General features: G+C 68.0%; 19 protein-coding genes and 1 pseudogene. 13 read left to right on the forward strand and 7 right to left on the reverse strand.

Features of this window, described 5'->3' with window-relative positions; all coding sequences use genetic code 11:
* Positions 1–74 precede the first annotated feature (74 nt).
* Positions 75–428, reverse strand: a pseudogene (locus ACK4FB_RS12240) (endonuclease domain-containing protein).
* Between the two features lie 163 nt (positions 429–591).
* Between ACK4FB_RS12240 and serS the strand changes: the two are divergent.
* The 8 genes from serS (at position 592) to ACK4FB_RS12280 (ending at position 8291) form a co-directional block, all read left to right on the forward strand.
* A complete protein-coding gene (gene serS, locus ACK4FB_RS12245) occupies positions 592–2010 on the forward strand; it encodes a serine--tRNA ligase (RefSeq protein ID WP_409752576.1) in 1419 nt (472 codons plus the stop codon).
* Entirely contained in the window at positions 2007–2807 is an 801-nt protein-coding gene (gene surE, locus ACK4FB_RS12250) for a 5'/3'-nucleotidase SurE (protein ID WP_409752579.1), read from the forward strand. Before serS ends, surE begins: the two co-directional genes overlap by 4 nt.
* Entirely contained in the window at positions 2804–3442 is a 639-nt protein-coding gene (locus ACK4FB_RS12255) for a protein-L-isoaspartate(D-aspartate) O-methyltransferase (RefSeq protein WP_409752582.1), read from the forward strand. The genes surE and ACK4FB_RS12255 overlap by 4 nt, the downstream gene beginning before the upstream one ends.
* A gap of 110 nt (positions 3443–3552) precedes the next feature.
* On the forward strand, positions 3553–4587 hold the full coding sequence (locus ACK4FB_RS12260; RefSeq protein WP_409752585.1) for a peptidoglycan DD-metalloendopeptidase family protein: 1035 nt from the start codon (positions 3553–3555) through the stop codon (positions 4585–4587).
* 112 nt (positions 4588–4699) lie between these two features.
* A complete protein-coding gene (yajC, locus tag ACK4FB_RS12265) occupies positions 4700–5044 on the forward strand; it encodes a preprotein translocase subunit YajC (protein WP_409752588.1) in 345 nt (114 codons plus the stop codon).
* 31 nt (positions 5045–5075) lie between these two features.
* On the forward strand, positions 5076–6662 hold the full coding sequence (gene secD / locus ACK4FB_RS12270) for a protein translocase subunit SecD (protein WP_409752591.1): 1587 nt from the start codon (positions 5076–5078) through the stop codon (positions 6660–6662).
* Positions 6663–6670: 8 nt separating this feature from the next.
* A complete protein-coding gene (gene secF / locus ACK4FB_RS12275; RefSeq protein WP_409752594.1) occupies positions 6671–7648 on the forward strand; it encodes a protein translocase subunit SecF in 978 nt (325 codons plus the stop codon).
* Positions 7649–7655: 7 nt separating this feature from the next.
* Positions 7656–8291, forward strand: a complete 636-nt coding sequence (locus ACK4FB_RS12280) for a squalene/phytoene synthase family protein (protein WP_409752597.1) — start codon at positions 7656–7658, stop codon at positions 8289–8291.
* Positions 8292–8397: 106 nt separating this feature from the next.
* Here ACK4FB_RS12280 and ACK4FB_RS12285 read toward each other — a convergent pair whose 3' ends face one another.
* On the reverse strand, positions 8398–8994 hold the full coding sequence (locus tag ACK4FB_RS12285; RefSeq protein ID WP_409752600.1) for a DUF1353 domain-containing protein: 597 nt from the start codon (positions 8992–8994) through the stop codon (positions 8398–8400).
* Between the two features lie 12 nt (positions 8995–9006).
* Positions 9007–10401 carry a methylenetetrahydrofolate--tRNA-(uracil(54)-C(5))-methyltransferase (FADH(2)-oxidizing) TrmFO gene (gene trmFO / locus ACK4FB_RS12290; protein ID WP_409752603.1) on the reverse strand — a complete coding sequence of 465 codons (1395 nt, stop codon included), beginning with the start codon at positions 10399–10401 and terminating at the stop codon, positions 9007–9009.
* A 101-nt stretch (positions 10402–10502) separates the two neighbouring features.
* Here trmFO and ACK4FB_RS12295 point away from each other — a divergent pair, with 101 nt between their 5' ends.
* Entirely contained in the window at positions 10503–11417 is a 915-nt protein-coding gene (locus tag ACK4FB_RS12295; protein ID WP_409752606.1) for a hypothetical protein, read from the forward strand.
* Between the two features lie 7 nt (positions 11418–11424).
* Here the strand turns inward: ACK4FB_RS12295 and uvrA are convergent, their stop codons facing one another.
* Positions 11425–14367, reverse strand: coding sequence for an excinuclease ABC subunit UvrA (gene uvrA / locus ACK4FB_RS12300; RefSeq protein ID WP_409752609.1), 2943 nt, complete (start codon positions 14365–14367; stop codon positions 11425–11427).
* A 141-nt stretch (positions 14368–14508) separates the two neighbouring features.
* On the opposite strand from uvrA, the gene ACK4FB_RS12305 reads away from it, so the two are divergent.
* Positions 14509–14751 carry a hypothetical protein gene (locus ACK4FB_RS12305; RefSeq protein ID WP_409752612.1) on the forward strand — a complete coding sequence of 81 codons (243 nt, stop codon included), beginning with the start codon at positions 14509–14511 and terminating at the stop codon, positions 14749–14751.
* Positions 14752–14843: 92 nt separating this feature from the next.
* A complete protein-coding gene (locus tag ACK4FB_RS12310) occupies positions 14844–15026 on the forward strand; it encodes a type II toxin-antitoxin system RelE/ParE family toxin (RefSeq protein WP_409752615.1) in 183 nt (60 codons plus the stop codon).
* Here ACK4FB_RS12310 and ACK4FB_RS12315 read toward each other — a convergent pair.
* A complete protein-coding gene (locus tag ACK4FB_RS12315; RefSeq protein WP_409752618.1) occupies positions 15023–15520 on the reverse strand; it encodes a group III truncated hemoglobin in 498 nt (165 codons plus the stop codon). The genes ACK4FB_RS12310 and ACK4FB_RS12315 overlap by 4 nt on opposite strands.
* Positions 15521–15547: 27 nt before the next feature.
* Positions 15548–16855, reverse strand: a complete 1308-nt coding sequence (gene chrA, locus ACK4FB_RS12320) for a chromate efflux transporter (RefSeq protein WP_409752621.1) — start codon at positions 16853–16855, stop codon at positions 15548–15550.
* A 46-nt stretch (positions 16856–16901) separates the two neighbouring features.
* Between chrA and ACK4FB_RS12325 the strand changes: the two genes are divergently transcribed.
* On the forward strand, positions 16902–17033 hold the full coding sequence (locus ACK4FB_RS12325) for a hypothetical protein (RefSeq protein WP_255552796.1): 132 nt from the start codon (positions 16902–16904) through the stop codon (positions 17031–17033).
* On the forward strand, positions 16999–18597 hold the full coding sequence (locus ACK4FB_RS12330) for an ABC-F family ATP-binding cassette domain-containing protein (protein ID WP_409752624.1): 1599 nt from the start codon (positions 16999–17001) through the stop codon (positions 18595–18597). Before ACK4FB_RS12325 ends, ACK4FB_RS12330 begins: the two co-directional genes overlap by 35 nt.
* Here the strand turns inward: ACK4FB_RS12330 and ACK4FB_RS12335 are convergent.
* Positions 18594–20192 carry an EAL domain-containing protein gene (locus ACK4FB_RS12335; protein WP_409752627.1) on the reverse strand — a complete coding sequence of 533 codons (1599 nt, stop codon included), beginning with the start codon at positions 20190–20192 and terminating at the stop codon, positions 18594–18596. The genes ACK4FB_RS12330 and ACK4FB_RS12335 overlap by 4 nt on opposite strands.
* Positions 20193–20261: the final 69 nt, after the last annotated feature.

The raw sequence follows: 20261 nt of genomic DNA on the forward strand, positions 1-20261 counted from the left end.
GGCTCTGTTCCCTTCTCCCATTGAGGGAGAAGGTGGCCGCCGAAGGGGGGCGGATGAGGGGTGAAACGCCCCTTTCACCCTTTGCGCGCCGCATGCTCCCGAACCGCCTCAAGGATCAGGTTCGGGTTTCGCAGAACCGCCTCGTTCCCGAACCGCAGCACCGTAAACCCCTTCGCTGTCAGCTACGCATCCCGGCGAGCGTCTGACTCCTCTCTCAGTCGATGAACGCCGCCGTCCACCTCTATGATCAGCTTGAGAGCCGGGCAGCAGAAGTCGGCCACATAGGCGCCGATGGGCATTTGTCTGCGGAACTTGAGGTCTTCCAACCCCCGGCCGCGCAACAACCGCCACATGGCCGCCTCGGTCACCGTCGGTTCGCGGCGTGACCGTCGGGCGCTCGTGCGGGTGCGTTGCGTCGGCTTGAGCATGGCCGGAGTGTAGCCGGAACGTACGGTGTTTCACCCCTCATCCGACCCGCTTCGCGGGCCACCTTCTCCCTCAAGGGGAGAAGGAACGTGAGAGGGTTTGAAGGAATCCTTCCCCGGCGCTAGGGATGCGCCCTTCCTCCTGTTCCCTGCCTGACTGAGCGCCATGCACGACATTCGAGCCATCCGTGAGAACCCCGACGCCTATGTGGCGGGCTGGTCCGCGCGGGGGGTGGACGACGCGTCCGGCGTGGTGGCGAAGCTCATCGAGCTGGACCGCGATCTGCGCGCGGCCCAGACCGAGGGGCAGGAGGCGCTGGCGGGGCGCAACGCGGCCTCCAAGGCCATCGGCGCGGCCATGGGCAAGGGCGACACGGCCGAGGCCGATCGGCTGAAGGCCGAGGTAGAGACCTTCAAGGGCGTCATCGCGGGGGCGGGCGAGCGCGAGACGAAGATCGGCGCTGAACTGCGCGACCTGCTGGCCGGCCTGAAGAACCTGGCCGCGGCGGACGTGCCCGACGGCGAGGACGAGGCGGGCAATGTGGAGGTCAAGACCTGGGGCGAGCCCCGCCGGACCGGACCGGCCAAGGACCACGCCGATCTGGGCGAGGCCATGGGCCTGCTGGACTTCGAGGCGGCGGCCAAGATGTCCGGCGCCCGGTTCGCGGTGATCAAGGGCGGGCTGGCCCGGCTGGAGCGCGCCATCGGCCAGTTCATGCTGGACATGCAGACCGACCAGCACGGGTATCAGGAGGTGAACCCGCCGTACCTCGTGAAGGACGAGGCGATGTTCGGCACGGGACAGTTGCCGAAGTTCGAGGAGGATTTGTTCGGGACGGGATTCGAGCTTGGTCCTTTCGCCTATCTCTCTAGCGGAGCGCGGGATTTCGCTGCGGATGGCGTTGCCGCCAAGACGCTGGAGACATTCTCGGGCGCATTCGATCAGGAAGTCGCGAAGGCCGAAGCCGCTCGCCGCTGGCTCATCCCCACCGCCGAAGTCTCCCTGACCAATCTCGTCCGCGAGCAAATCCTCGCCGAGGACGACCTCGCCACGCCCATGCGCCTCACCGCCCTGACGCCGTGCTTCCGGGCCGAGGCGGGGTCGGCGGGGCGAGACACGCGCGGGCTGATCCGCCAGCACCAGTTCTCCAAGGTGGAGATGGTCTCCATCACCCGGCCGGAGGACTCGGGCGCCGAGCACGAGCGCATGACCGGCTGCGCCGAGGCGGTGCTGGAGGCGCTGGGCCTGCCCTATCGCCGCATGCTGCTGTGCAAGGGCGACATGGGCTTTTCGGCCATGAAGACCTTCGATCTGGAGGTCTGGCTGCCCAGCCAGGGCGCGTTCCGCGAGATCAGCTCCTGCTCCAACTGCGGCGACTTCCAGGCCCGGCGCATGGACGCGCGCTTCAAGCGGGCCGGCGAGAAGAAGACCGAGTTCGTCCACACCCTGAACGGCTCCGGCCTCGCGGTCGGCCGCACGCTGGTGGCGGTGATGGAGAATTATCAGGACGAGGACGGCCGCATCGCCGTCCCGGACGTCCTCCAGCCCTACATGGGCGGCCTGACTCACGTGGGCGCGGCATGAGAATTCTCCTCACCAACGACGACGGCATCGAGGCCGAGGGTCTGGCGGCGCTGGAGCGCATCGCGCGCGAGCTGTCCGACGACGTGTGGGTGGTGGCGCCCGCCGTGGAGCAGTCCGGCAAGGGGCGGGGGGTCACCCTGACCGAGCCGCTGCGGGTCAATCGCTTCAATGACCGGCGGTTCGCCGTCACCGGCACGCCCACCGACTGCGTGGTGCTGGCGGTCAATGACCTGATGACCGACCACCGCCCCGATCTGGTGCTGTCGGGCGTCAACCGCGGGCACAATGTGGGCGAGGACTGTTCGTACTCCGGCACCGTGGCCGGGGCGCTGCAGGGCATGGCCTTCGGCATCCGCTCCATCGCGCTCAGCCAGTCGCTGGAACGCTTCCACGATGAAGTGACGGCCCACTGGGAGACGGCGGAAGCCTTCGCCCCGGCCATCATCAACCGGTTGCTGGACCAGACCTGGCGCGACGGGGTGGTGATGAACCTGAACTTCCCGGCCCTGCCGCCCGAGCTGGTCAAGCAGGTGGAGGTGACCCGCCAGGGCTTCCGCGACATCGGCGAGATGCACGCGGTGCGCCGCACCGACCTGCGCGGGCGCGACTACTACTGGATGAGCTTCCGGGGGACGAAGCAGGAGCACGCCGAGGGCACCGACCTGCGCGCCATGGACGAGGGCCGCATCTCGGTCACGCCCCTGCACATCGACCTCACCCACCGCGAAAGCGTGCACGATCTGAAGGGCGTGCTGGGCGGCGCCCCGCCCCGCACCGTGAAGGCGGCGGCTGAATGAGAGACGACCGCGCCGGACGGCTGATCCTGAGCCTGCGCCAGCAGGGGGTCACCGACCCCCGCGTGCTGGCGGCCATGGAATCGGTGGACCGCGCGGTCTTCGTGCACGAGAAATTCCTCGATCAGGCGTGGGAGGATCAGGCCCTGCCCATCGACTGCGCCCAGACCATCAGCCAGCCCTATGTGGTGGGCCTGATGACCCAGGCCTTGCAGGTCGGGCCCCGCCACAGGGTGCTGGAGATCGGCACCGGCAGCGGTTACCAGTGCGCGGTGCTGAGCCGGCTGGCCCGCTTCGTCTATTCGGTGGAGCGGTATCGCAGCCTGTTGAAGGAGGCGGAGGGCAAGCTGAAGGCGCTGGGCGTGGACAATGTCTTCACCCGCCACGGCGACGGCGGCGAGGGCTGGGCCGAACAGGCGCCCTTCGACCGCATCATGGTCACCGCCGCCTCGCCCCACGAACCCAGGGATCTGCTGCGCCAGCTCAAGCCCGGCGGGGTGCTGGTGGCGCCGGTGGGGCGCGGCTCGGTGCAGATGCTGAACCGCTACACCGCCGACGAGGACGGCGCCTTCAGCCGCGAGAGCCTCATGGAGGTGCGTTTCGTGCCGCTGGTGGAGGGCGTGGCGAAGGAGACGTGAGCCGTGGGGGCAAAGTCTCTGGCGCCGTTAACCCTTTCGCCCCAAAATGGCGCCTTTCCGGCTGTTGGGTGCCGGCGACGATTCCGATTGAGTTGAAGGTGAGGGCGGGGATGACCGGCTGGACGATACTGGCGCGCAGGGCGCTGATCATTGCGGGTGCGGCGGCGACGCTGGCGGCCTGTGCGTCCTATCCGTCGGAGCCGCGCTATCCGACCCGGCCCACCACCGGCGCCCCGGCGCAGCAGTCTCCGTGGGGCGAGCCTGTGCCCAACACGCCCCCGACCCAGCTCCAGACCCGGCCCGATATCGACCCGTACGAGCCGACGCCCGCGCCCTATGAGCCCATCGAGGCCCAGCCGCTGCCGCCGACCGGCCAGCCGCAGCCCCGACCCGATTATCTGCCGGACCAGCGCCCCGGCGAGATCCCGCCCGCTCCGGCCCGGCCGGGCGGCTTCGGACCCGGCGCGACCTATGTCATCCAGCCGGGTGACACCATTTCCGGCGTGGCGCGGCGCTTCCAGACGCCGGTGCAGACCCTCATCACCCTGAACGGCCTGGCGCCCCGCGCCGACATCTCGGCCGGGCGCGGGCTGGTCCTGCCCGACAGCGCGGTGGACACCGGCCCCGATCCCTACGCCACCGGCCCCTCGCCGCGCGGCGTTCTGGTCCCCGAAACCGGCGCCCCGCCGCCGCCGCCGCCCCCGCCGCCCTCGGGCAACCCCGCCGCGCCGCCGCCCAACGAGGCCAGCACCGGCCAGGGCATGTTCGAATGGCCCCTGCGCGGCGACATCGTGCGCAATTTCGGACAGGTGGGAGTCAGCGAGCGCAACAACGGCATCCACATCGGCGCGACCGCCGGGGCGCCGGTCCGCGCCGCCGCCGGCGGTCGCGTGGGCTATGTGGGGTCGGATCAGCCCGGCCTGGGCCTGGCCGTCATCATCATCCATAGGGACGGCTGGCGCACGGTCTACGCCCATCTGGGCTCCTCGACGGTGTCGTTCGGCGATGACGTCCGGCAGGGGCAGGAGATCGGCACCGTGGGCCTGACGGCGGGCGACGGGCGTCCCTCCATCGCTTTCGAGGTGCGTCACATGCGCGACGGCCAGCCGGTCGCTGTGGACCCCCGGACGGTGCTGCCGCGCTGATCCGGGTCCGCGACCAATACGCCACGTTGCAAAGCTGACCCGGCGCCCCTAGGTTCCGCCCCTATTTCTGACGGGGCGTCGCGGACGCCCGCGACTGACCTTGGGAGACACCATGTTCGCCACCCCCGCCTACGCCTCCACGGCCGGCGCCGCCGCCGGCGGCGGTCTGACCGCGACGCTGATCCAGTTCCTGCCCTTCGTCCTGATCTTCGTGCTGTTCTGGTTCCTGCTGATCCGGCCGCAGCAAAAGCGCATGAAGGCGCACCAGGCCATGGTCGGCGGTCTGAAGCGCGGCGACACGGTGGTGCTGTCCAACGGCATGATCGGCAAGGTCACCCGGGTCGAGGACGCCGAGGCCATGGTCGAGATTTCGCAAGGCGTGAACGTGCGCGTGGTCAAGTCCATGGTGGCCGAGGTGCGCAACCGCACCGAAATCGCCGCCAACGACAAGAAGTAAGCCTGCAAGCACAAGGCCGGGGTTCCGTTCGATGATTCAGCTGTCCCGCTGGAAGGTCTATGTGGTCGCGGCGGCGCTGCTGCTCGCGACGCTGTTCGCCTTCCCGAACCTTCTGACCCCGGCCCAGCGCGAGGCGCTGCCCGGTTTCGTGCCTTCCGGTGTTCTGAACCTGGGTCTGGATCTGCAGGGCGGATCCTATCTGATGCTGCAGGTGGACGTGGACGAGGTCCGCGAGACCCGCGTCAACAGCCTCGTGGAGGACATGCGCGTCATCCTCTCCGGCGCGCGCATCGCCTTCTCGAACCTGGAGCGGCAGCCCGGCGGCTTCACGGTCACCATCAATGATCCGGCCAATTACGACCGCGCGCTCAGCGAACTGCAGCAACTGGCCCGGCCCACGTCGACCGGGGTGTCCGACGTGGCGGTCACCCGCCAGACCAACAACCGCATTCGCGCCACCTTCACCGATCAGGCCCTGAACAACATGGGCGCCAATGCGGTGGACCAGTCCATCGAGGTGGTGCGCCGCCGGATCGACAGCTTGGGCACCCGCGAGCCCTCCATCACCCGCCAGGGCACGGACCGGATCGTGGTCCAGGCCCCGGGCGAGAGCGATCCCGAGGCGCTGGAGCGCGTCATCGGCCAGACCGCCCAGCTGACTTTCCAGATGGTCGACCACGACAATTCGGTCGAGGAAGCCCTCGCTGGCCGCGTGCCTCCCGATGCGATCCTGATGCAGGACGAATTCGGCGCCCCGCTGCTGATCAAGCGCCGCATCCTGGTGTCGGGCGAAAGCCTGACCCGGGCCAGCGTCGGCTCTGACCAGTCGGGCCGTCCGGCCATCGACTTCCGCTTCGACGGCCAGGGCGCGCGCCGCTTTTCCGAGACCACCAGCAATAATGTGGGCCGCCGCTTCGCCATCATTCTGGACGGCCAGGTGATCTCGGCGCCCAATATCGTCACCCCCATCACCACCGGCTCCGGCCAGATCACCGGCCGCTTCAGCATCTCCGAGGCGTCCGAGCTGGTGAACCTGCTGAACGGCGGCGCCCTGCCGGCGCCCCTGACGGTGGAAGAGCGCCGCACTGTCGGCGCCGGGCTCGGCGCGGATGCGGTCGAGGCGGGCATGAAGGCCACCCTGGTGGGCTTCGTTCTGGTGGTCCTGTTCATGATCGTGGCTTACGGCTTTGTGTTCGGCGGCATCAGCGTCATCGCCATGCTGATCAACGGCATGCTGATCATCGCGGCCATGTCCCTGACCGGGGCGACCCTGACCCTGCCGGGCATCGCGGGTCTGATCCTGACCCTGGCCATGGCGGTGGACGCGAACGTCCTGATCTTTGAGCGGATGCGGGAAGAGGCGCGCGCCGGCCGCTCGGCCATCGCGGCGGCGGACTCCGGCTTCAGCCGCGCCATGTCCACCATTCTGGACGCCAACATCACCACCCTGGGCGCGGCGCTGATCATGTTCCAGTTCGGAGCCGGGCCCGTGCGCGGCTTCGCCTGGACCCTGTCCATCGGCGTGTTCACCTCGGTCTTCACCGCGGTTCTGGTGACCCAGATCGGCGTCGCCCTCTGGCTGCGGGCGACCCGCGCCAAGAAACTTCCCATCGCGTGAGCGCACCCATGAAATTCTGGCCCTTCATCAAGCTGCTCCCCGACAAGACGAACCTGAAGTTCGTCAAATACGCGCCCATCATGGGCGTGCTGTCGGTGATTGCGGTGATCGCCTCGCTGTTCCTTACCCTGTGGCCGCTGACCCCGCCGTGCGGCGGTCTGAACTGCGGCGTGGATTTCTCGGGCGGTCTGGTGGTCGAGATCACCGCCGCGCCGGAGGCCGCCGACATCCCCGGCATCCGCGACGGTCTGAACGCCATGGATCTGCGCGATGTCCAGGTGCAGGCGTTCGGCTCTCCCAGTGACGCCCTGATCCGCTTCCAGACCCCGGAGGGCGATCCCGGCGAGGTGCTGCGCGCGGTTCAGGCGACCCTGACCGAGGTGCAGCCCTCCATCGAGGTGACCCGCACCGAGGCCGTCAGCGGCCAGGTGTCCCAGGAGCTTCTGACCAACGGGGTCATGGCGCTGGGCGTGGCCATGCTGATGATGCTGGCCTACATCTGGTTCCGCTTCCAGTGGACCTTCGGCGTGGGCGCCCTCGTGGGCCTGCTGCATGACGTGATCCTGACCTTCGGCCTTTTCGCCATCACGGGCATGGAATTCACCCTGGTCAGCGTGGCCGCGGTCCTGACCATCATCGGCTACTCCATGAACGACACCGTGGTGGTGTGCGACCGCCTGCGTGAGAACCTTCGCAAGTACAAGAAGATGCCGCTGGCCGACGTGATCGACCTGTCGCTGAACGAGACCCTGTCGCGCACCATCATGACCGGCCTGACCACCATCCTGGGTCTGCTGGCCATCGCCCTGCTGGGCGGCGCGGTGCTGGCCAGCTTCGCCTGGGCCATGATCTTCGGCGTCATCATCGGCACCTATTCCTCCATCTACATCGCCGCGCCGCTGATCCTGCTGTGGGGCGCCAAGCGCGGCGACGAGGCGGACGAGGAGGCCACGCCGATCAAGCTGGGTATGGGCTCCAAGGCCTGATCGCTTCATGACCGACCGCCGCGACCTGCTGGACGGTCAGGTGCGCGCGGCGGATCCGGACCGCTGGCTGTCCAGCCGCTTCGTGGCCGACGCGGACCGGCGCGCCGACCTGATCGCGCTCTACGCCTTCGAGGCGGAACTGATGGCGATCCCGTCGAAGGTCACCCAGCCGCTGCTGGCCGAGATGCGCTTCACCTGGTGGGGGGACCAGATGGACGGCCTGTTCGCCGGTGAGCCGCGCAAGGGTCACCCGGTGCTGGAGGCCCTGTCCGCCGTCGCTGTCCGACACGGTCTGGATCGCGCGCCGCTCGATGCTCTGATCGAGGCTCACATCGGCCGCGTCCACGACGAGCCTCATGATCTGGACGCCTTCTATGTGGGGCCCATGCAGGCGGCGGCGCGAATTCTGGCCGGGCTTGGCCATGAAGCGGCGGTCGCGCCTGCCGGGCGCATGCGGGGCCTGTCCCAGACGGGCCGCGCCGACGAGGCGAACGCTCTGCGGGCCGAAGCCAACCGGGCGCTGAAATCCTTGCCCGCCGCCGCCTTTCCCGCTGTCGCTCACGCCGCTCTGACCGACCACGCCGCGCCCGAACCGCTCAAACGTCTGCGCCTGACATGGGCGGTCTTGCGGGGGCGCATCTAGGCGTTTCCGCCCCCCGGGTTTCGCAGGCCCTATGATGGGAACGTCACCAGCGGTCAGGAGGCGATTTCAACAATTCAGACAATTCGGACACTCTTTTTTCGCAGCGTCAGAGTCTGAAATCGCAGTTTGCGGGCGCCTGGTTGCGGATGCGCTCGATGATGGCCGGGTCGCCGTCGCCGAAGAAGGCGTCACGACCGGCGGGAGGGTCCAGCCAGTCTCCCGTCCGCCAGTCCATGAAGCTGCGCCCCCACAGCGCCTCCGCCCGCTCATAGCCTCCGGCGCCGAAGCCGCGCACCGCAGCGTGCATGACGCCGCGCCGCGCCGGGTCCACGCCCAGTTCCGTGAGCGCCTCGTTGAAAATGTCGTCGGCCGCGTCGCGCTGACCCGGCTCGCCCACCGAGTACAGCCAGTCGTGGACCACCGCCGCGATGGCGTGACGCCCGAACGGCGGGATCAGCCAGCGCCCCACGCGCGGAATGGATGCAAAATCAGTAACATAGCCTGCGGGCACCCAGATCCAGCGGCCCGTTGACGGCTGTTCGTAGGCGAAGGGCTGCATCACCACGACCGTGGTGCGTCCGTCCCGCTCGCGGTCCTTGTCATGATTGATGGCGCAGACCAGCGGGTGATCGACGGCCACAGCCGCCGTTCCAGCCGGAGCGGCGGCGACCTCAGTCTCGCGAGGACAGGCGTGAAAGGCCATGGGGCCAGTCTATCACCGGACGGACGCCGCGTCCCGCCAGCTCTTCAGCGCCTCCAGCGCCCGCACGCTCATCAGCCGCTTCTTGGCCCGGCCCCGGTCCTTGGGCGGAATCTTCTTGCCGTCGGCGTCCACGCGCGGCGCCTCCAGCGGCGGCAACAGGCCATAGTTGATGTTCATGGGCTGGAACTTCGACCCCTCCAGATGCCCGCCGGTGATGTGCTCCACCAGGGCGCCCATGGCCGTCTCCGGCGGCGGGGGGACCAGATCGCGGCCCAGCGCCTGCGCCGCGGCCAGACGGCCGGTCAGCAGGCCCATGGCGGCGCTTTCCACATAGCCCTCCACCCCCGTCACCTGCCCGGCGAAGCGCAGGCGCGGCATGGCCTTAAGTCGTAGTTGCCGGTCCAGCAGTTTGGGGCTGTTCAGGAAGGTGTTGCGGTGCAGCCCGCCCAGCCGCGCGAACTGGGCGTTCTGCAGGCCGGGGATCATGCGGAAGATGTCGGTCTGGGCACCGTATTTCAGCTTGGTCTGGAAGCCCACCATGTTGAACAGGGTGCCCAGCGCATTGTCCTGCCGCAGCTGGACGATGGCGTGGGCCTTGACCATGGGGTCGCGCGGATTGGTCAGCCCCACCGGTTTCATGGGGCCGTGGCGCAGGGTCTCGCGGCCGCGCTCGGCCATCACCTCGATGGGCAGGCAGCCGTCGAAATAGGGGACGTTCTCCCACTCCTTGAACTCGGTCTTGGGGCCGCCCAACAGGGCGTCGATGAAGGCGTCATACTGCGCCTTGTCCATGGGGCAGTTCACATAGGCCGCCGCGTCGCCCCCCGGCCCCGCCTTGTCATAGCGCGACTGACGCCAGGCGATGTCGAAGTCGATGCTCTCGGCGTGGACGATGGGCGCGATGGCGTCGAAGAAGCTGAGGCTCTCCTCGCCCGTGGTCTTGAGGATGGCGTCGGCCAGGGCGGGCGAGGTCAGCGGCCCGGTGGCCACGATGACATTGTCCCAGTTTTCCGGCGGCAGGCCTGCGATCTCCTCGCGCACGAGGGTGATCAGCGGATGGGCCTCCAGCTTCGCGGTCACGGCCTGGGAAAAGCCGTCGCGGTCCACCGCCAGGGCCCCGCCAGCCGGCACCTGATTGGCGTCGCCGCAGGCCATGATCACCGAATCCAGCGCCCGCATCTCGGCGTGCAGCAGGCCCACGGCGTTGTACTCCCAGTCGTCCGACCGGAACGAGTTGGAGCAGACCAGTTCGGCCAGGCCGTCGGTGTGGTGCGCGTCGGTGCGCACACCGTCACGCCGCATTTCATGCAGGATGACGGGGACGCCCGCACTGGCGATCTGCCAGGCCGCTTCCGAACCGGCCAGGCCGCCGCCGATGATGTGTACTGGGGAGGGAGAGGTGCTCATGGCGGGGGTTCTAGCGTCACAATCCTTGAACAGGAAACGGCATGACGACGCGGCCTTCGCGCGCTAAGGATTTCCCCTGATTTATGCCTTGGGAGGGCGATATGGCGTTTTCGGCAACAGAGTGCGCGTTCGAGGGCTTCCGCGTGGCCCGGCGTACGCCCCTGACCATTCTTATCTGGGCTGCGGCCTACATTCTCTTCATGGCTGTGGTTCTGGCCTTGATGGGGGGATCCTTCATCGCCCTGATGGCGACGGCGACCGAGTTGCAGGGCGTCACCAATCCCACGCCCGAGGATTTCGCGCCGCTGTGGGCCGCCTATGCGGGGGTCATGTGGATCATGCCTCTGGCGCTGGTGTTCAGTGCGGTGCTCTACACGGCCGCCCTGCGTGTGGTGCTGAGGCCCGAGGAGAAGGGTTTCGGCTATATGCGCCTGGGCATGGACGAGGTTCGCGTGTTCGTGGTGACGGTCGTGCTTAGCGTCCTGGCCTTCCTTGCCAGTCTGATCATTTTCGGTCTGGCCGGCGTTCTGGCTGGCCTGGCCAGCGTGGCGGCGGGGGATGCGGGCGGTCTGGTGGGCTTGGTGCTGATGCTGGTGGCGGTGGCGGCGTTCTTCTGGCTGGCCGTGCGGTTCTGCCTGGCCCTGCCCATCACCGTGGCCGAGCGGCGTTTCGCCATCTTCGATTCCTGGAACATGACCAAGGGCAAGGCGCTGCCCCTGTTCGGCATGACCCTGATCATCATCGTCATGGCCATCGTGGTGTCGATCCTGGCCTCCATCATCATCCTGCCGTTGATGTTCTTCACCGGGAACATCAGTGAACTTGCCGCCATGCAGGGCGCGGATTTCGGTCAGATCATGAGCGCCATGGGCCCGGCCATCATCATCTATATCCTCAGCAACAGCGTCATATCTGCGCTGAGCCTCGCCATCTTCATGGCCCCCTACGCCGCCGCGTACCGTGACATTCGTGGCGGCGGCGCCCCGCTGGCCGTCGAGCCTGCGCCGTCGCTGTAAGGCCAGATCAGGCCCGCGCCTTAGCGCGGGCCTTTTTCTGGGGCGGGGCAGCGGCTTCGACCGCCGCCTTCACCCGCGCCAGCCGACGCGTCTCGTGGCGATCCAGCATTTCCTTGAGGTACTTCCCGGTCCAGCTCTTCGGATCGGCCGCGACCTGTTCGGGGGTGCCCTTGGCCACGATCTCGCCGCCGCCGTCGCCGCCCTCCGGGCCGAAGTCCAGCAGCCAGTCGGCCACCTTGATCACATCCAGATTGTGCTCGATCACCACGATGGTGTTGCCGTGCTCCACCAGCTCCTGCAGCACCTCCAGCAGCTTGCGGGTGTCCTCGAAGTGCAGGCCGGTGGTGGGCTCGTCGAGGATGTACAGGGTCTTGCCCGTGGCCCGTTTCGACAGCTCCTTGGACAGCTTGACCCGCTGGGCCTCGCCGCCTGACAGGGTCGTGGCCGGCTGGCCCACCTTGACGTAGCCCAGACCGACCCGCTCCAGCGTCTGCATGCGGTCGCGGATGGGCGGCACGGCCTTGAAGAAGGTCGCCGCCTCCTCGACCGTCATGTCCAGCACGTCGGAGATGGACTTGCCCTTGAACACGATCTCGAGGGTTTCGCGGTTGTAGCGTTTGCCCTTGCAGACGTCGCAGGTGACGTAGACGTCCGGCAGGAAGTGCATCTCGATCTTGATCAGGCCGTCGCCCTGACACGCCTCGCAGCGCCCGCCCTTGACGTTGAAGCTGAACCGGCCCGGGCCATAGCCGCGCGCCTTGGACTCCGGCAGGCCTGCGTACCAGTCGCGGATGGGGCCGAAGGCGCCGGTGTAGGTGGCGGGGTTCGAGCGCGGGGTGCGCCCGATAGGGCTCTGGTCGATGTCGATGACCTTGTCGAAATGCTCCAGCCCCTCGATGCGGTCAAAGTGGGCGGGCGCGTCCGACGCGTTGTGCAGCCGGCGGGCCGCCGCCTTGTACAGGGTCTCGATGGTGAAGGTGGACTTGCCGCCGCCGGACACGCCCGTGATGCAGGTGAACACGCCCACGGGGATCTCACCGGTCACGTTCTTCAGATTGTTGCCGGTGGCGCCGGTGATCTTCAGCATCTTCTTGCGGTTGATGGGGCGGCGGCCCTCGGGAGGCAGCTCGATCTCGCGTTCGCCGGTCAGGTATTTGGCGGTGAGGCTCTTGCCGTTGGCCATGACCTCGGCCGGGGTGCCCTCGGCGCAGACCTCGCCGCCGTGCACGCCCGCTGCCGGCCCCATGTCGATGACATGGTCGGCGGTCATGATGGCTTCTTCATCGTGCTCGACCACCAGCACCGAATTGCCCAGGTCCCGCAGGCCGCGCAGGCTTTCCAGCAGCCGGGTGTTGTCGCGCTGGTGCAGGCCGATGGACGGCTCGTCCAGCACGTACAGCACCCCGGTCAGGCCCGAGCCGATCTGTGACGCCAGTCGGATGCGCTGGCTCTCGCCGCCCGACAGGGTGGCCGACGCGCGCGACAGGTTCAGATAGTCCAGCCCCACATTGTTCAGGAAGCCGAGCCGGTCGTTGATCTCCTTCAGGATCCGCCGGGCGATCTCCATCTGCTTGTCGGTCAGGCTGTCGTCCAGGGTGGTGAACCACAGGTGCGCCTTCGATATGGACAGGGCCGAGATGTCGGCGATGTCCTCGCCGCCCACCTTGACCGCCAGAGCCTCGGGCTTCAGGCGCTTGCCGCCGCACGCCTCGCACGGGGTCTCGGACTGATAGCGGCCCAGCTCCTCGCGCACCCAGGCCGAGTCCGTCTCGCGCCAGCGCCGCTCAAGGTTCGGCACCACGCCCTCGAACGCCTTGGCCACCTCGTACTTCCGGGCGTTGTCGTCGTAGGTGAACTTCACCTTCTCCTTCGTCCCGTGAAGGATCACGTCCTGGGCCTGCTGCGGCAGGTCGCGCCAGGCCACATCCATGGAAAAGCCGAAGTGTCGCGACAGCGACTGCAGGGTCTGGGTGTAGAGCGGTGAGGGGCCGCGCGCCCACGGCGCCACCGCCCCCTTGTGCAGGGTCTTGTCCCGATCCGGCACCACCAGATCGGCGTCGAACGCCAGCTTGACCCCCAGCCCGTCACAGGCCGGGCAGGCGCCGAACGGGTTGTTGAACGAGAACAGCCGCGGCTCGATCTCGCTGATGGTGAAGCCCGACACCGGGCAGGCGAAACGCTCGGAGAAGATGATCCGGCGCGGCTCCGTCTCGCCCTCCTTCACATCCGCCCATTCCGCCGTGGCCAGGCCGTCGGCCAGATTCAGCGCGGTCTGGATGCTGTCAGCGTAGCGGCTTTCCAGCCCGTTCTTGGTGACCAGCCGGTCCACCACGATGTCGATGTCGTGCTTGAACTTCTTGTCGAGCGTGGGGGCGTCCTCGATGGCGTGGAAGACGCCGTCGATCTTGACCCGCTGGTAGCCCTGGCGCTGCCACTCAGCCAGCTCCTTGCGGTACTCGCCCTTGCGACCGCGCACCACGGGGGCCAGCAGGTACAGCCGCTCACCCTCGGGCAGGGCGGTCAGCTTGTCCACCATCTGGCTGACGGTCTGGCTCTCGATGGGCAGGCCGGTGGCCGGCGAATAGGGCACGCCCACCCGCGCCCACAGCAGGCGCATGTAGTCGTGGATCTCTGTCACCGTGCCGACGGTGGAGCGGGGGTTCTTGGAGGTGGTCTTCTGTTCGATGGAGATGGCCGGCGACAGGCCCTCGATCAGGTCCACGTCCGGCTTGCCCATCAGCTCCAGAAACTGTCGCGCATAGGCCGACAGGCTCTCCACATAGCGCCGCTGACCCTCCGCATAGATGGTGTCGAACGCCAGCGACGACTTGCCCGACCCGGACAGGCCGGTGAGCACCACCAGCTTGCCGCGCGGAATGTCCACGTCCACGCCCTTGAGATTGTGCTCGCGGGCGCCGCGAACGCGGATGAAATCGTGCTTGTCGGTCATGCGAGGGAATAAGCCGTCAGATGCGGGGAAGGTTCAGCCGGAACAGATACGCGACGGCCCTATATGGGGATCAATCCGCGTGATTCAGCAAGAACAATGTGGGAACATTGCGGCGGTTCAAGCCGTGGGGTATCGTTGATCATGGCCGACGGTTTCGATATCCACCTCAACGAGGATCAGGCCCGGCGCCTGAGGGCGGCGGCCGAGGCGTCGGGCGTCGATCCGGAGACCTATCTCCTTCAGGCGCTGGAGCAGGCGATGGAGGACGGCGAGGAGGCTCGACGCTGGGCCGAGTATCAGCGGACGGGTGAGACGATACCGCTCGAAGACGCTCTTGCCGCCTTTGACGCTGAACTCAAGCGCAACCTCGCCAAGCGCGCTTGACCTGGCAGGTCGTGGTGCTCCCCAAGGCTGAGGCGGACCTGATCCGCCTGGCGCGATTTCTGGCGGTCCATTCGCCTTCGGCCAGTTAGCGAATGGGCGAGACGCTGAAAGGGGCCCTTCGATCGCTTGCCGAGATGCCCTTGAGGACGCCGATCCGGAACGGCGGCCACGAGTTGTTCGTGCCGTTCGGCGACGCCGGCTATATGGTGACCTATCGGGTTGAGCAGAACCGCGTCCTCGTCACCCGCATCTTCCACACCCGCGAGGACCGCTAGCCGCCCTCCGGCGTCCAGGCCTGCGTCGGCATCACATAGCGCTCGCCCGGCCCCACGATCACGCCGTTGGCCGAGGCCACGCCCAGCTCAAGGCTCTGGGCGATGCGCTCTGCGCGCTCGATGAAGTGGGCGGCGGCGACGGGCGGGCACAGGTCGTGGGCGGTCTCCCGAAACAGCTCCAGCCAGCGGTCGAAATGCCGTGCGTCGATGGGCAGGGGCAGGTGCTTGGGCATCGGCCGCCCCTGATAGACGCCGGTCGACAGCGCCACAGAGGACCAGAACAGCTTCATCTGATGCAGGTGCGGGGCCCAGTCCTCAACCCGCGCCGCAAAGATCGGCCCGATCAGGGCGTCATCGCGCACCCGGCCATAGAAGCCTTCCACCAGCCCATCGATCATGGCTTCGTCGATGCCCGTCCCGGACCGCAGCCGCGCGGTGGCGGCCTCGCGCCGGGCGCGGTGTTCGGCTTCGGTCTGGGCGGGACTGGCGGTCATGGAGGGAAGATAGGGGCTGGGGCGGCGCTATGCGACCGCCTGCAGCGCCACGCCCGCTGCGACCGCGCCGGCCAGCACGGTCATGATCCCCAGCCTGAAGCGGATAAGGGCGACGGCGGCGACGGCGGCCAGCATCAAGGCCATGGGCTGGACGCCCGCCAGCACCGGCACGGTCATGTCCAGCGGCCCGGTCTGGACCCGCCGCGTCTGGTCGAACAGTACGTGGAGGGCGAACCACAGGCCCAGATTGGCGATCACCCCGACCACCGCCGCCGTCACCCCGGACAGGGCCGCCTGCAGCCGCCGGGCGTGCTCCAGCCGCTCGATCCAGGGCGCCAGGGCGAAGATCCAGAGAAAGCAGGGCGCGAAGGTCATCCAGGTGGCCAACCCGGCGCCGATGATCCCGGCCAGCAGGGGCGTGAACGGCTCGGGAAAGCGGAAGGCCGCCAGAAAGCCCACGAACTGGGTCACCAGAATCAGGGGGCCGGGCGTGGTCTCGGCCAGACCCAGGCCGTCGGCCATCTGGCCCGCGTCCAGCCAGCCGTGGTTCTGCACCGCCTCCTGCGCCATATAGGCCAGCACCGCATAGGCGCCGCCGAAGGTGACCACCGCCAGCTTCGAGAAGAAGGCGGCGATGTCCATCAGCACATGGTCCGGTCCCAGCACCAGCAGGATCGCCAGCGCCGGCGCGGCCCAGATCGCGCCCCAGACGGCGACGGCGCGCCCGGTTCGCCACGCCATGTCGCGCTTTCGCGGTCGGGGCTCTGCGTCCGACGTCGGCTCGGTGATCGGCGCCGCCGCGAACAGGGCGCCGATCAGGGCCGCGCCGAGAATCACGGCGGGGAAGGGGGCGTTGAAGAGGAACAGCAGGCCGAACGCCGCGAGCGCCAGTCCGCGCTTGAGCCCCGTGTCCAGCGCCCGCCGGGCGAGGCGGACCAGCGCCTGCAGGATGATGGCCAGCACCGCCGCCTTGACGCCGAAGAACGCGCCCTGGACCCAGGTAAGGTCCGCCGCATAGGCGTACAGGATCGACAGCCCCAGGATCACCGCCGCGCCCGGCAGGACGAACAGCCCGCCCGCGACCAGTCCCCCGGCCACCCCGTGCAGGCGCCAACCCACATAGGTGGCCAGCTGCTGCGCCTCCGGACCCGGCAGCAGGGTGCAGAAGTTCAGGGCCCGCAGATACTGGCCCTCGTCCAACCATTTGCGCTCATCCACGACCACCCGGTGCATCAGGGCGATCTGGCCCGCGGGCCCGCCGAAGCTGATCAGCCCGATGCGGCCGAACGCCCTGACGAGGTCGTGAAGCGGAACCTGACTTGGCGAAGCGGACATTTCGTACCTATATTCCAAATCTCAAGCTTCAGAAGGAGACACGACCATGATCAGCGCGCTGGAAATCGGTTTCGCCCTTTCCGCCCTTTCGCTGCTCATCGGCTATGTCGCGCTTCGTCCCAAGCCCGTTCCCGTCCGCATTCGTGACGCTCGACAGCGTCGCCGCCCGAACGCCTGACGGAAACACTCTCTTCGACAATCTGACCCTGGCCTTCGGCCGTGAGCGCACCGGTTTGGTGGGCAGGAACGGCGTTGGCAAGTCCACGCTTATGCGCCTGATCGCCGGAACGCAGCCGCCCGCCGAGGGCGCTGCGTCGCGCGCCGGGACCATCGGCGTGCTGGACCAGAGGTATGACCCCGCGCCCGGTGAAGCGGTCGCCGACACCCTTGGCGTCGCACGTCCGCTGGCGGTGCTGCGGCGCGTGCTGGCGGGCGAGGGCTCCGTATCGGATATGGGCGAGGCGGACTGGACGCTGGACGACCGGCTGAACGAGGCCCTGGCCCAGGTCGGCCTGTCCGGTCTCGACCTGCACCGCAGGACGGCGAGCCTCAGCGGCGGCGAACAGACCCGCCTGCGTCTGGCCGGTTTGCTGCTGGCCCGGCCCGACCTGATCCTGCTGGACGAACCCACCAACCATATGGACGCCGAGGGGCGCGGTCTGATCGCAGGCGTGCTGGAGCGATGGGAGGGCGGCGCGGTGGTGGTCAGCCATGACCGCACCCTGCTGGGCCGCGTGGACCGCATTGTGGAGCTGTCCAGCCTGGGCGCGGCGACCTATGGCGGGAACTGGGACCTCTACACGGAGCGAAAGGCGGCCGAGCGCGCGGCGGCCGAGCGAGAGCTGGACACCGCCGAACGCGCCGCGTCGCGGGTGGCGCAGGAGGCCCAGCGCGAAGCCGAGAAGAAGGCCCGCCGCGACGCGGCGGGTCGACGCTTCGCCGCGTCAGGCAGCATGCCGCGCATTGATCTGGGCCTGCGGGCGGACCGGGCCCAGGATACGGGGGGCAAGGCGCGCCGTCTTGCCGAACGGCGGCAGGATCAGGCCCGCATCGAACTGGAGGCCGCCCGTGAGCGGGTGGAGCAGGCTCGCCTCATGCGCATCCCCATGCCCTCGACAGGCCTGGCTCCGGGCAAGGTGGTGCTGGAGTTGCAGGACGCGCGGTTTGATTTCGCCGCGCCGGCCGAGAGCGGGCGAGCGGCGACTGTCGGTCCCGTTTCGCTGCGCCTCACCGGCCCTGAACGGGTTGCGATCACGGGGCCGAATGGCGCGGGCAAGACGACCCTGCTGAAGCTGATGGCCGGCGCGCTGGAGCCCACGTCGGGCGTTGTGCGTCGTCCTGTGCGGGCCGCCTTGCTGGATCAGGACGCCGCGCTCCTGCAACCCGACGAGACCCTGATCGACGCCTGGCGGCGCCTGAACCCTGAAGGCTCGTCCAATGACGCCCACGCCGCCCTGGCCCGGTTCCTGTTCCGCAATGTGGAGGCCCGGCGTGTCGCCGGGAGCCTGTCAGGCGGGGAGCGCCTGCGGGCGGCTCTCGCCTGCGTCATGACCGGGGCCCGGCCGCCGCAGTTGCTGATTCTCGACGAGCCCACGAACCACCTGGATCTCGACTCCGTCGCGGCGGTGGAGGCGGCGCTGACTGCCTATGACGGCGCCCTGGCGGTGGTCAGCCACGACCTGCTCTTTCTCGAAAAGATTGGCGTGACTCGCGCTGTGACGTTGCCGCTTGCAGCAGCCTAGCCCCAGCCCTCGGCCATGCCCATGCGCCTGGCAGGCTTCTGCTCGAGACGAATGCGCGGTTCTCTCTCCGGTTTGCCGAACAGGTAGCCCTGCGCATAGTGAACGCCCAGACCACGCAGGGTGTTTGCCACTTCCTCGGTCTCGACCATCTCGGCGATCGTGGCGATGTTCAGGTCGCTGCACAGCTTCACCAGATGGCGGACCATGGTGGTTTCCTTCCCGCCCCCGGCCAGCGCCTTCACGAAACAGCCGTCAATCTTGACGATGTCTATGGACAGGGAGCGGAGATAATCGAATGAGGCGCTGCCGGCGCCAAAGTCGTCGATGCAGACCTGAATTCCTGCTTCCCGCAGGCGGGCCAGACGCGTGTTTGCGGCCGCTGCGTCGTTCAGCGCGCCCGTTTCCGTCACTTCCACCAGCAGACGCTTGCGGACCTCGGGACGGTCCGCTGTCATGGCCAGCACCCGATCCGCGTAATCGTCGGATTCCAGGGCGTTGGCCGATACGTTGACGGCGATCCTGATCAAACCGAACCCCGGGCTGTGCAGCTTTCTTATGGCCTTGTCCGCCACCGCCTTGTCCAGCTCGACAACCAGCGCCAGCTCCTCGGCCATGCGAATGGCGCCGGCCGGACTGACGCCTTCGCTGAAGCGGGTCAGCGCCTCGAAATGGTGCACGCCGCCGGTTTGAAGATCCACGATGGGTTGATAGTGCAGGTCGAAGGTACGCTCCGCGATGATCGTTCGGAGGCGTTCGCCATCCTTCATGGTGCGCATTAGGGCGGCGGTGAAGGTCACCTGCGGCTCGCCGTCAGCGCCTTTTTTCAGGAACCCGTCCAGCGCAAGGCGAAGGGCCCGAAGGGTGGGCAGGGGATCGGAGGTGGGCGGCACCGGCGCCGACAACGTGCGCGGCGTCACCTCGGCGCCGTGCTCTTCCAGCAGCCGTTCCAGATCCTCTCCGAGGTCGTCCAAGCCCGGAGGCTGGCCGAGAAGGGCGTATCGTTCCTCGCTCAGGCGCGCGGCGCTGGCGCCGTTCCAGGATGCTGACTGCAGCAGCTTGCATAGGGCGGCCATGAGCGCCTTTCCGTCGGGCCCCGCGGCGTGGGATTCGACGCCTGGAAGATCCACGAAGGTGAAGGACAGCACGCTGCGCTGCTGCACGCTCAGGCCTTCGAAGGCGGAGACCACCTTCTGGATCAGGCCGTCTCCGTCCACCAGAGGCGGCGGGGTGCCGTCAGCAACCTCCATCATCGCTGGCGCAGTTGCACCGCGGTAGATGATGGCGCACGAGCAATGCGGGGCCAGCTCCGGCATACCGAATAGCTTTAGGTCCGCATCGCGGACCCTTGCGTCACCCCATCGCACCTGAACCGGAAGCGTTGTGCGGCCCTGTGTCCGCGAAGCGAGCGCCCCGGCGACGTCCACGCCGGATGCAGGGGTGAAGAGGTTCGCTAGCAGGCGCCCCTTCAGGCTCTCGGTGTCGATCCCGTCGGGCGCTGCGCCGAGGGCGAGCACAATGCGACCCTTCTCGTCGACCTCTACGAGGAGGTCGGCGGACGCGAAGGCCATGCCCAGGAGATTTCGGGTCAGCGACATGCCGCGAGTATCGCCGTTAGTCGTAAACAAGCGCGGAATCCCGGCGGTTAACGCATCGCCGGGACGGGG

This window comes from Brevundimonas sp. (assembly GCF_046299535.1).
In the GTDB taxonomy this organism is placed as follows: domain Bacteria; phylum Pseudomonadota; class Alphaproteobacteria; order Caulobacterales; family Caulobacteraceae; genus Brevundimonas.